The sequence below is a fragment of the Thalassospira profundimaris genome (assembly GCF_003326675.1).
GTDB classification, from domain to species: domain Bacteria; phylum Pseudomonadota; class Alphaproteobacteria; order Rhodospirillales; family Thalassospiraceae; genus Thalassospira; species Thalassospira aquimaris.
In genome coordinates, this window is record NZ_JPWF01000001.1 from 238104 (window position 1) to 250222 (window position 12119).

The window sequence follows — 12119 nt, forward strand, 5'->3', positions numbered from 1 at the left end:
TGCCGGGGCCAAAGACAGGTGATCAGAATGCTTCTATGGAACCAGAAAATTCCCCAAATGCAAAGTTTTTAATCAAAAAGAAAGTCGCGCCTGCCTATTGAGCAGCAAGCGCGGTTTCATTGCGTGGATTGCGCAGGATCGCCGTATCATGGCGGCTGTCTGTCTGATCGCTTGGACCGCGCAGGACGACGTGGCGATGTCCAAGCGAATTCAGTTCGACATGTCCGTCGACCTGATAGACATCGCGCAGTAAATCACGATCAATCACCTCGGCACATGGGCCAAAGGCCACCATCCTGCCATCGCGAATGGCCATGGCCTGATCGCAATATTGCAGGGCATGGTTCAAATCGTGAATGGCAATCAGCACGATGATATTTTGCCCTTTGGCGATATCGCGCATGAAAGACAGAACTTCCATCTGGCGATGCAGATCAAGGGCGGAAGTCGGTTCATCCATCAACAGAATCTTGGGATCACGCACCAGTGTCTGGGCAATCGCGACCAGCTGGCGTTGACCGCCGCTAAGCTCGCCAAGGTTGCGCCCAGATAGATTGGAAATGCGCAAGGCCGCCAAAATCTCGTCAATCCGTTCAAGTTCATCGGCCTTTACCCGCAGGCTCGATCCCTGCTTGGCGGCCAGAATGATGGATTCGTAGACCGTCAGAACCGCGGTTGATCCGGTATCCTGTGGCATATAGCAGATGGTGTTACGATCCTTGGTTTTGGTGCCAAGTTCGACCACCCCGGTACCCTTGGCCAATCCGGCAATGCGTTTGAACAGGCTTGATTTGCCTGCGGCATTTGGGCCGATCACGGCGGTAACAGTGCCCGGTTGAATGACCGGGGTTGTGATGCCCGATACCACCTGAACGTTGCCATAGCGGGTGCCGATATCATTAAGGCGAAGCGTTACCATGATTTCCTCCGACTTGCGAAAATCAGCGAGAAGAAGAAGGGCACGCCAACAAGGGCGGTAATCACCCCGATCGGCAGGATCGCACCCGGGATCAGCAATTTCGACAGAACCGACGTTGCCGACAGGATCAAGGCCCCGCACAGAACGGATGCCGGCAGGAAGAAGCGTTGATCTTCACCTACCAGCATGCGGGCGATATGCGGACCAACAAGACCGATAAAACCAATGGTGCCAACAAAGGAAACCGGGATGGCAGCCAGCATACTGACGATCAGCATAGTGCGCAGACGAAGTCCCTGTACATTGACGCCAAAGCTTTCAGCCTTGGCATCGCCAAGTCGAAGGGCGGTCAATGCCCAAGCCTGACGCACAAAGAGAGGCAAAGCGATGGCCACGGCAATGGCGGTAACCGCCACCTTGGTCCAGGTCGCCTTGACCAGACTGCCCATGGTCCAGAATACAACCGCGGCAAGGGCCTGTTCGCTGGCAAGATATTGCAGCAAAGCCAGAAGCGCGTTGAAGGTAAAGACCAGCGCAATGCCCAAAAGAACGATGGTTTCCACCGTAACGCCACGCATGCGGCTAAAGAAATGAATGATCAGGGCCGTTGCCATCGCCATAACAAAGGCATTGATCGGAATGATGAAATCAACAAAAGCCGGCAGCAAAGCCACACCCAGAACCAGTGCCAGTGCCGCGCCAAAACCGGCGGCAGCCGAAATGCCAAGTGTAAAGGGGCTGGCGAGCGGATTGGCAAGAATGGTTTGCATCTGGGCACCTGCCGTCGACAGGGCCGCACCGACGGTCAGCGCCATCAGGGCAATCGGCATCCGGATTTCCCAGATGACAACCCGCATCTGATCGCTGGCCGACCAGGGATCAAGCAATGTGGCGATCACATCGCTGAGCGGATAGTTCGCAGGTCCGGTCGCCAGATCAATGGCAAAGGACAAAAACAAAGCCCCGCCCATCGCGAGCAGGATCATAAAACGACGCAAGGAGCGCGCTTTGTAATGCGCGCTCCCGGCTTCGATACTGATTTGATTGGTCGACATTAATTCGTGACGCTATCGCTGATCGAGATGAAATAGCCCGGCTGGTAATCCAGCGGCAGGAACCGTGCATGCAGTTCCTTGAAGGTTGCTTCCGGATCGATGTCGGTAAACAGGTCCGGGTGGAACCATTTCGCCAGCTGTTCGATGACAACAAACTGGTACGGGCTGTTATAGAACTGGTGCCAAACAGCATGGACCTGACCGTTTTCAACAGCCTTTACGCCGGTAAATGCCGGGCGTTCCAAAAGACCCACCAGCTTGCGACGGGCTTCAACCATATCGGCATCCGGGCCAAGGCCAACCCATGCACCGCCCGGGGAATAGGCTTCCCAGCTTGCACCGGTGGCAACAAACTGATCGGGGTTGGATGCGACGACCTGCTCGGGGTTGATGGTGCCAAAGGTGCCCGGAATGATTGCGGCGGCAATGTTTACGCCACCGGCCATTTCAACCATGGTGCCGAAGTTTTCATTGCCAAAGGACATGCAGCATTCATCGGAATAACCGGCAGCGCGTTCAATAAAGACCTGCGGTTTTGCCGGGTTTTCCTTGGCAATGCGATCGGTGACGCGCTTGATGCTGTCGGTACGGAACTTGATGAATTCTGCTGCACGGTCTTCCTTGCCGGTCAGCTGACCAAGGATTTTCATGCTGGTGTCGGTGTTTTTCATCGGTGCTTCGCGGAAGTCGATATAGACCAGCGGAATACCAACAGCGGCCAGTTTGTCGTCATAACCGCCATCTTCTGTGGCGCCCTTGGCTTCAAGGTTCATGATGACAACATCAGGCTTCAGCGAAATGGCCTGTTCGACGTCAAAGGTGCCGTCCTTCATGCCGCCAAAGGTCGGGATATCATCAATGCGCGGATATTTCGCAGCATAGATGTCATAGGTCTGCGGATCGGCTTTTTTCAGATCGTCTTTCCAGCCAACGACACGCGCAAACGGATCTTTGCTATCGAGCGTGGCCAGACCATAGATCAGGCGGCCTTCGCCAAGGATCACCCGTTCGACCGGCAGATTGATCGAAACTTCCCGGCCGGTAACATCGGTTACCTTGACCGAATTCGCAGCCTGAGCGGTCCCCGCGACCAGCATGGTCAGTGCTGCAAATGCACCCAACAATTTCATTCCCGTTCCCTCATTTAAGGATTGCCTGACGACGGAATTATCAGTTAATGAGAATGCAAATCAATATGTTTCGCAATGAAAATGCAATTCATTATCCTTTTTGATCATAGGGACTGGTCAAATATCGATATGAACCGCAGGTTTAAGCCGCGAAACGCCAGAGAGAGCACCGCGATTATGAATCAGGCCAGCAACTACAATCTGCGCGACGAGATCAAGGAATACTGGTCAATGCGCGCGGCAACGTTTGATGAACAGCCGGGTCACGAGATTTTTTCCGAGTCTGAACGCAGTGCGTGGCATGCGCTGCTTGAACGTCATTTTGGCAAGGGTGAAGGCCGTCAGGCGCTTGATCTGGCCAGTGGTACCGGTGTCATCAGTCATCTGATGCATGATCTTGGTTTTGCGGTCACCGGTATGGACTGGTCCGAGGCGATGCTTGAAAAGGCGCGTGCAAAATCAAAACTGCGCGGATCAAACATCCGGTTCTTGCTGGGGGATGCGGAACGTACCCTTGAAGATGATAACAGCTATGATGTGATCATCACCCGGCATCTGGTCTGGACGCTGGTCGATCCGGCGGCGGCATTTGCCGAATGGTTCCGGGTTCTGAAACCGGGCGGGAAGCTTCTGGTGGTGGACGGGGATTTTGTCTCGCCAACCTGGGCGACCAAATTCAACAAGGTGATGGCGGGCTTCCTTGAATCCATTGGCTTGCGCAAACCGGTGGAACCGGTTGCCCATATGCAGACCCATCGCGATATTCTGGCACGGGTGCATTTTTCCAACGGTGCGCGGGCGGACGAAGTTGCCCTGATGCTGGAAAAGGTCGGCTTTGATCCGATTGCAGTCGATTTTGACCTGAAGCAGATTCACAGCGCCCAAAAGAAACATATCAGCTTCGCCAAGGGGCTGGAACGCGGGGCGCAGCACCGTTACGCCATTTGCGCGCAAAAGCCGCCTTTAAGCTAGGCGGCTGTCGCACTTTGGGCTTATCGAACCGGTTCGGTCACGACTTCGGTCGTTACCGAATTGGCCAGAAAGCATGCCTCATGGGCGCGGTGATGAAGTTCATCTTCAAGATCAATATCCGGGCCCTGCCCGCCATAGGTCACCTTGGGGCGCAGGGTGACCTTGGTGATTCTGGTTTTGCCGTCAACCGTTTCCATCACGCCGGTCGCGGCATCATCATAATGATCGATCACCAGTCCGGCATCGGACGCGAAATGTAAAAAGAACAGCATGTGGCAGCTCGAAAGTGATGCGACGAATGCTTCTTCCGGGTCGACATTTTCCGCAATCGAATAGGGTATTGGTACCACATGCGGCGACGAGGATGCCGGAACTTCGACTCCGCCATCAAACTGCCAGGCATGGCCGCGCGAATAACGCCGATCGGTGAATTTTTCAGATTCCTGGCGATGCCAGATAACATTTGCGCCAAAGCTGCTCATGCGGGGCTCCTGCATTTGATCAGGGTTGGGGACTGGTGGCTCAGTTCTGGTCAATCGGGATCAGGGTTCCGGCAGTAACCCCGATGTGGGTGGCAAGGACATCACATGCAGTCTGGACATCCTGTTCTGTCAGGGCGGCAAGGATTTGCGCGTGTTCGTCGTAAAAGGCACTGCGCGGGCGCGATCCGATCGGTTGCAGGGCATAGGCCCGTCTGGCCTCGTTGCGCAGATTAGCAATCATTTTAAGCAGGCGTTCATTGCCGCAGGCCCCATACAGCGTCTGGTGAAAGTCGCGATCGAGTTCGGCCAAGATTTCCGGGTTTTCTTCTTCAAACAGGTCCTCGTTAAGCCGGCGGGCCTTGCGCAGCGCACTGGCATCAAGATTTGGTGCAGAAAGTGTCAGCGCCGTGGTTTCAAGGGCGATGCGAATTTGCGCCAGCTCCTTGACGTCGCGGGCCATCAGCCCGGTCACCGCAAGGCTTCTGTCCGGGCGTTTTTCCAGAAGGCCGGACGCGCGCAGTCGTTCCAGGGCATGGCGGATCGGTTGGCGCGAAACGCCAAACCGTGCGGCCAGTTCTTCCTGTTTCAGGACGGTACCGGGGGTAAGCAACCCCGATTGAATATCGTTTTGAAGGGTTTGGGTAATCATGTTTGTATCCATGGATCCAAACTATGTAATGATCAGATCGACGTCAAGCTTGTTGCACGGCATGGCCGGGTTTAAGCTATGACTTCCAGTAGGCCGGATTGTGGGTCATGCCGGTGCATTTCACCGGAAGATGACCCTAAAGGGGGTATGAATGCGCCCAAAACCAATCAGTTTTCAGGCAATCACCCGTCAGGATAGACACCATGTGATGGAGCTGGTCGAACAGGCGATCAGCAAGGCGCATGGCTGGATCGAAGACAGTCAGTTCTATTCCAACAAGATGGCCACCATTCGCTTTGTGATGGATGGTCGTCAATGTGACGCCTTTTGTGCCTTCCTTCGTGGCTGTGACATTGCAGTCGAATGCGTCGGGGGCACACAATCAATGACGACTGATCCCGTCTTTTTGACAGAGCTGCCCGCAACGATCCAGCTGACCTTTATCCATGATCAACCTGATCTGCGTCGGGTCATTCCGGCAGTTCCGGGATAGCTGCGACGCACGTCCGAATGTAACAGGCTATTCGGCGGGAATGGCGCTGGGCTCGATCAGGTCGGCGCGACAATGATCGCCGATGAAATTGATGATGCGGCCATGGGTGTCGTCAATATCTTCGTTCACGATGCCGTGGCGGGTAGATTTGATCATCTGAACGTCGATTTCCTCGACGCTATTGGCAATCCGGCGGATCATGCTGGCACTTGCCGGATCAACCACCTGATCGCCGTCGCCCTGAAGGATCAGGGTCGGGCATTCAAGATCGGGCAAGCGGCGCTGCATTTCGGCAACGGCTTGGCGCAACTGGTGAAGGCCGCCAATCGGGATGTTGCGGTAATTGATGTCGGGATGTTCGGATTCGTTTGGCCGGAAGCTGAGCAATTCCTGTGCGGATGGCATCCAGCCCATCAGTTTGTTTGCCCCGTATAGCAGTGGCACAAACATCAGGTTTTTATTGCGGAATTTAAGTGGCGTTCCCGCCAGAACCAGCCCGGCAAGTTTTTCGGGTTTGTCAGCTGCAAGAATGGCCGAAAGCGCCCCGCCGGTCGAAAATCCGACAATAATCACCTGTTCACAAAATGGTTCCAGAATCTCATAACCGCGCCGGACCGATGCCAGCCAGTCCGTCCATTTGCGTTTCTGCAACTCGTGGGGGGATGTCCCATGCCCTGCCAGTCGAACACCCATCACCGCATAGCCAAGTGCTGAAAGCTTTTCACCAAGCTCATGCAGCTCGGCCGGGGATGCCAAAAAACCGTGCACCAGTAACACACCGCATGCAAAGCGCGTTTGCCCGTTGGGCAACATCAGATAGGGGCGGCTATCGGCCGTTGCGGTTTCCTGTTCATTAATCGCATCGTATTTCGGGTCTTTGAATTTTGCGCGATTCCATGACCAGGCGCGAACTTCGTCGTCAAAGCGACGCCGGGCGATATCAATCGGGCTTAGATGATCGACCTCGACCCGTGCGCGTTCAAGTGCCTGCCAGGCAGCATGAATTGGTGCCATTTCATTGGCATAGACCATGATCGGATTGTCCATGCGGATCTGATCAAAACCGGCCTGTTCCTGTAATTTCGGCAAGAAGCAATATTTGCTGTCCCGGCGTTCAATCAGGCCAAGCTGAACAGCACTGTCGATAAAGAACCTGATTTGCGGACAGTTCAGTTCAAAAATGCCGATGTAATCGGCCGGGTTTTTCATGCCCCGATGCAAATGCACATCTTCGGCCTGCTGGATATTCTTGATGGCAAGATAAAGGGTGCGGTCGAAATGGCTGATATCGACCTCGGTGACACCATCAGCCAACCACATCATGATCAGCCGCGATGCCAGATGGCTGACATTGATCGTCAGATTGGAATACATCACCGCCATACAATGATCGCGCAGCGGCCTGATGTGACGGGTCAGGGAATATTGCGTGACCCGGTCGGTGATTTTTTCAAGGTCACGCGCGGGTGTGAACAGATCATCAATGCAGTCTGCCTGTGCAACACGACGGGCCAGCATCCTGCGATCAAGCCAGTTAAATTGCATGCGCGGATCAACCGGATCACCAAGGCGGATGTCCATATCGGTCTTCTTGAACATCAGATTGCCTTCAATGATAAGTTCTTCGGCCATCTTGGGGCTAAGCCCGCCTGTGAACATATCAGCTGCCCGCGCCAAAAGGTTCTGGTCAACGCGCAGCGGATGAAACGTGATATTGGCCGGGAACATCAATGTCGGCTTGGCAAGGGTCGCACGAAGGTCGTCTTCGTCGCGTTCCAGAATATTGGCCCAGCGCGCAAGTTCATCGCGCTGTCCCTTTTCAATCAGGGTTGAAAGCCCGATCTTGAACCCGTCAATGCAAAGGCCAAGCAGCGCCGCCCCGGTGTGATGGGCACGTCTGGTATCGGCGGAGCGGGAATAGATACTGTAATCCGGGCGTTTGGGATGCGGGCGATCATCGGACAGAACCCGGCGATCCTTGACCATGCCGCCTTCGGGGAACACCACGACCTTGCCACCCCGCAAGATTTCCTCGGCCAGAAAGGGCAACAGGCGTTCATAGTCATTGGGCACGCCGCCAAGGGCGCGCAGGTAACGTGAAAAGCTGTTGTCCTGAACGAAAAACTCGCCCGATGCGATGGATCGGCAATAGACCCCGGTTTCAAGTGCGATCAGGAATTGCGGGATAAAGGTTTCAAACCGGGCAAAGTGGTTGAACATGAAAATGTCACCCTGCGCAAGATGGTCGCGCGGTCCGTGCATCTTGATATTTATATCAATATTGGCACGAAGGGCGGTCATCGCACGAATGGTCCATTCGCACGTTTTGGCATTGATCGCGAACTTTTCACGTTCGATATCGCGGAATTCATTGGTCATGGAATGCGATACCCGGTTTGGCCTAAGGCCATGGTTTCAAGGACGTTTTATCGGTTCTGTGCCGAAGGTTTCCCCGATTGAGATATGTGTCTTTATCCGTGCCATTGGAAGGTATGGTACAAGTAATTTGCGAAGAATTAATGCCAAGCACCTATCTCTTTTCTATACATAGTGACCTGCCTGACATCATCTGTGCCCTTCGTTTCATCGCTGTTTGCCCCGGCAGATTGATGGACAAATTCCGCCCTGACTTTACCCGGAGTCCCCGTGCCAACAGCCGCCCCCGATCCGCAAACGCCCGACTTGCCCGAAAACCCTGCGGTGCCATCTGCGCCTCCGCGTTCGATCTTTTCGGACCGCAACTTTGTGCTGTTTCTGGTTGGGCAATGCATCACGACACAGGGTTTGTGGATTCAGAAAATTGCCATGTCCTGGCTGGCATGGTCACTGACCGGATCGGCCTTCTGGACCGGGTTGATCGCAGCCCTGAATTTCGCCCCGGCCTTTTTCCTGGGGCCGATTTTCGGGGTTATGGCCGATCGGGTTGATCTGCGCCGGACAGCAATGGCGCTTAATCTTGCGCAGGCCGGTGTATCGTTCTTTTTGATGGGATTGTCCTATGCAGGGATGATGACGCTTCCCTGGATGGTGATCCTTGCGGGCAGCATGGGCATTTTGGGCAGTGCGATGACTCCGATCCGGCTGTCATTGGTTCCGGTCATTGTTCAGCGCGAATTTATGAGCCGTGCTGTTGCCTATGCGGCGATGAATTTCAATATCTCGCGTCTTGTTGGGCCGGCGGTTGGCGGGGTGGTGATTGCCACATGGGGCACGGGCACGGCCTTTATGCTCAATGCCATCAGTTATCTGCCGATGGTGTTTGTCATCTCGGTTGTGACCATTCATCAGGAACGCGCCCCCGATGCCAAAAGCAGACGCATCTGGGCGGCCCTTGTTGATGGGGCAAGTTATGCGATAACCCACCCGATGATTCGGTCCGTGTTAGCGCTGTCATGCTTTGTTTCTCTTGTCGGGACCGGCATGATCGAACTGATGCCGGTCTTTGCCGAGGCAGTGTATGAGCGCGGTGTCACCGGGCTTGGCATGATGGCATCGGCCGGGGGAATTGGTGCGGTGGCATCGACCTTTATGCTGTCGCGGGTCAAATCGAATGCCGCGGATTTTCAACGCATTACCATTGTCGGTGCCTTTGCGGCTGCAACTGGCATGTTCGGGCTTGGTTTTGCGCCCTGGTACGAGCTTGCGGTTGTTCTGGTTGCACTGACCGGGTTCGGATTGACTGCGGTCGGGGTTGGATCGCAAACCGCCCTGCAATTGACGGTGGATAACAAACTGCGTGGGCGGGTGATGAGTTTCTGGAGTGCGACAAGTTTCGGCGGAATGGCCCTTGGCGGGGCGATGCTTGGTGCTATATCCGAAGCTGGCAACATTCAATATACGGCGCGTGGATCGGGTGCCTTGATCCTGTGTGCGGCCTTTGTCGGGTTGTGGCGGCTATATCGCATTGGCGCGATTGGTCGGCGTTCTGCATCTGCTTCGGATGCAGTGCGGTAAAGGATTATTAAGGCATGTCCGCCTATGGTGGACAAACGCAGGTCATTTGGGGAAAATTCAGATGCGGTTTTTGGGAATTGTTGGACTATGTTTGGTGCTTTCCGCGTGTTTTAGCACGGGCAATTCCGCAACCCAGTCTACCGGTCCGATGCCAAGTGATACACTGACAACGCTTGCCAGCGTTGATGTGCCAAGCTCGCGTTTGAATGCCTTTCCGCCGACCAACAAATTCCTGCAATGCGTTCCTTATGCACGGCAAGTCTCTGGTATCGAGATTTATGGCGATGCATGGACCTGGTGGGCGCAGGCCGGCAAACAGAACTTCCAGCGTGGTAACCGCCCGCAAGTCGGATCGGTTCTGGCGCTGCGCAAAACTTCGCGCCTGAAGCTTGGCCATGTTGCCGTGGTATCGGCGATCCTTGATAGCCGCAAAATTCTTGTCAATCACGCCAATTGGGGCAGTGATTCACGCACCCGTGGCAAGGTCCATTACCGTCAGCCGGTAGTCGATGTCTCGCCAAACAATGACTGGTCCGAAGTTCGCATGATGAACACCAAGGGCACCTTTGGCAGTGTCTACCCGGCGCATGGCTTTATCTATCAGCCGCAGGAAACAGCACAGGCCAACTAGGCCATTTCGGCAAAGCATTTCGCTAACAGAAATGGCGAAGCTCCCAACGGATAGAGAGCTTCGCCAGTTAAACCCGTGCGGGCGGCACGGGTTCGGGGGTTGAACTTTTACCGGTTCTCAGGCTGCAATCGGGCCAAGGGCGGCAAACAGGGCGCTGTCGCTGTTCTCTTCCGGGTTTGGCGTGGTCAAAAGTTTTTCGCCGTAAAACACTGAATTGGCCCCGGCCATCAGGCACATGATCTGCGCTTCGCGGTTCAGATCCGTGCGTCCGGCTGACAGGCGCACCATGGATTTGGGCATGGTAATGCGGGCCGTTGCCACCATGCGGACCAGTTCCAGCGGATCAATCGGCCCGCACCCGGCAAGTGGTGTTCCGGCCACCGGCACCAGCGCATTGATCGGCACACTTTCCGGATGGGGATCAAATCCCGCCAAAACTGCAAGCATCGAAGCCCGGTCACGGATGGTTTCGCCCATGCCAATGATCCCGCCACAGCAAAGATCAATACCGTGTGACCGGACGGAAGCCAGCGTATCAAGCCGGTCCTGATAGGTGCGGGTGGTGATGATTTTCCCGTAGAATTCCGGGCTGGTATCAAGATTATGGTTATAGGCGGTCAGTCCGGCGTCCTTAAGCTGCTTGGCATGATGGGGTTCAAGCATGCCAAGGGTGACGCAGGCCTCCATTCCCAGTTCATCAACCCCACGCACCATTTCAAGAACCGCGTCAAACGCCGCCCCGTCACGCACCCGACGCCAAGCGGCCCCCATGCAGAACCGGTCCGCCCCGGCATCCTGGGCGCGTTTGGCCATTGCAATGACCGATACCGGATCAAGAAGCTGTTCCTTGCCAAGTTTGACCTCGCGGTGGTGGGCTGATTGCGGGCAATAGGCGCAATCTTCGGGGCAGCCGCCGGTCTTGATCGAAAGCAGGCTGGCCTTTTGCACGCGTGACGGATCGTGATGGGCGCGATGCACAGCATTGGCGCGCCCGACAAGATCAAGAAGCGGACTGCGATAGATCGCCTCGATCTCCTCGACGGTCCAGTCATGGCGAATGGTGTTATCGGCAGCCGACCCCCGGCTGGTCACGGGTGTGTCGTGTTGCGTCATTTCAGGATGCGGGACTGTCATCTGATCAGGCCACTGCATGACGGGATTTAAGGCGGTTTACCGCCGCAAAACCAAAGGCGACCAGTGCGATCTTGATGGTGTCGCCCAGAATGAAGGGCGTGAAACCAAGGGCAAGGACCTGCTCGGACGGCACAAAGGACGAAAGCCCCGCCAGACCCAGAAGGTAAACCGGTATCATGCCGCCCATCATGACGATGAACCGCCCAAATGCACCACGACCCTGTGCAAGGGCGCCGACCAGTCCGGCGCTAATGAGGTAACCGGCAAGATAGCCGCCGGTCGGACCCATCATATAGGCAATCCCGATCCCGCGTTCCGGTGTTCCGGCAAAGACCGGCAAGCCCATTGCACCGGCACCAAGATAGGCCAGCATGATGGCAAGTGCCATGCGCGGTCCGCTGGCAACTGCAATGGCCATGATCGCCATGGTTTGCAGGGTCATGGGGACCGGCCAGAACGGAACCGTGATCTTTGCACTGGCGGTAATCACAGCAACACCGGCCAGAATCAGCAGACCGCTTTTGGCAAGCTTGATGGCCGGATTATGGATTGCGGTCGAACTGTCCGGGGTGGGGGGATGGGCCATGATGACGTGTTCCTCTGATGTTGTTTTCAAATTATCTATAAAAATGAATCTGATCTATTAATTACGCCGCCATCCGGTCGTGAAATCAATCCAAAAAACATCAAATCAGGATAA

Annotated in this window: 12 protein-coding genes; 4 read left to right on the forward strand and 8 right to left on the reverse strand. The window is 55.2% G+C overall.

Annotation, left to right across the window (positions count from 1 at the left end; translation table 11 throughout):
• Positions 1-94: 94 nt before the first annotated feature.
• The 3 genes from TH19_RS01195 to TH19_RS01205 are packed head-to-tail and all read right to left on the reverse strand — an operon-like array spanning position 95 to position 3104.
• A complete protein-coding gene (locus TH19_RS01195) occupies positions 95-919 on the reverse strand; it encodes an ABC transporter ATP-binding protein (protein WP_114100486.1) in 825 nt (274 codons plus the stop codon).
• A complete protein-coding gene (locus TH19_RS01200) occupies positions 913-1974 on the reverse strand; it encodes a FecCD family ABC transporter permease (protein ID WP_114100487.1) in 1062 nt (353 codons plus the stop codon). Before TH19_RS01200 ends, TH19_RS01195 begins: the two co-directional genes overlap by 7 nt.
• Entirely contained in the window at positions 1974-3104 is a 1131-nt protein-coding gene (locus TH19_RS01205; RefSeq protein WP_114100488.1) for an ABC transporter substrate-binding protein, read from the reverse strand. Before TH19_RS01205 ends, TH19_RS01200 begins: the two co-directional genes overlap by 1 nt.
• A gap of 177 nt (positions 3105-3281) precedes the next feature.
• On the opposite strand from TH19_RS01205, the gene TH19_RS01210 reads away from it, so the two are divergent.
• Entirely contained in the window at positions 3282-4076 is a 795-nt protein-coding gene (locus TH19_RS01210) for a class I SAM-dependent methyltransferase (RefSeq protein ID WP_114100489.1), read from the forward strand.
• A gap of 20 nt (positions 4077-4096) precedes the next feature.
• Here TH19_RS01210 and TH19_RS01215 read toward each other — a convergent pair whose 3' ends face one another.
• Positions 4097-4558 carry an OsmC family protein gene (locus TH19_RS01215; protein ID WP_114100490.1) on the reverse strand — a complete coding sequence of 154 codons (462 nt, stop codon included), beginning with the start codon at positions 4556-4558 and terminating at the stop codon, positions 4097-4099.
• Between the two features lie 40 nt (positions 4559-4598).
• Positions 4599-5207 (reverse strand): GntR family transcriptional regulator, encoded by a 609-nt coding sequence (locus TH19_RS01220; protein WP_258547775.1) that lies wholly within the window; start codon positions 5205-5207, stop codon positions 4599-4601.
• A gap of 151 nt (positions 5208-5358) precedes the next feature.
• On the opposite strand from TH19_RS01220, the gene TH19_RS01225 reads away from it, so the two are divergent.
• Entirely contained in the window at positions 5359-5700 is a 342-nt protein-coding gene (locus TH19_RS01225) for a hypothetical protein (protein ID WP_114100492.1), read from the forward strand.
• A 27-nt stretch (positions 5701-5727) separates the two neighbouring features.
• Here the strand turns inward: TH19_RS01225 and TH19_RS01230 are convergent, their stop codons facing one another.
• Positions 5728-8079, reverse strand: a complete 2352-nt coding sequence (locus TH19_RS01230) for an alpha/beta fold hydrolase (protein ID WP_114100493.1) — start codon at positions 8077-8079, stop codon at positions 5728-5730.
• Positions 8080-8346: 267 nt separating this feature from the next.
• On the opposite strand from TH19_RS01230, the gene TH19_RS01235 reads away from it, so the two are divergent.
• Both TH19_RS01235 and TH19_RS01240 read left to right on the forward strand, forming a co-directional pair.
• Positions 8347-9654, forward strand: coding sequence for an MFS transporter (locus tag TH19_RS01235; protein WP_258547776.1), 1308 nt, complete (start codon positions 8347-8349; stop codon positions 9652-9654).
• A gap of 61 nt (positions 9655-9715) precedes the next feature.
• A complete protein-coding gene (locus tag TH19_RS01240) occupies positions 9716-10285 on the forward strand; it encodes a CHAP domain-containing protein (RefSeq protein ID WP_114100494.1) in 570 nt (189 codons plus the stop codon).
• Positions 10286-10402: 117 nt separating this feature from the next.
• Here the strand turns inward: TH19_RS01240 and bioB are convergent, their stop codons facing one another.
• Both bioB and TH19_RS01250 read right to left on the reverse strand, forming a co-directional pair.
• Positions 10403-11377, reverse strand: a complete 975-nt coding sequence (bioB, locus tag TH19_RS01245; RefSeq protein WP_258547777.1) for a biotin synthase BioB — start codon at positions 11375-11377, stop codon at positions 10403-10405.
• A gap of 46 nt (positions 11378-11423) precedes the next feature.
• Positions 11424-12005, reverse strand: coding sequence for a biotin transporter BioY (locus TH19_RS01250; protein WP_114100495.1), 582 nt, complete (start codon positions 12003-12005; stop codon positions 11424-11426).
• Positions 12006-12119 lie beyond the last annotated feature (114 nt).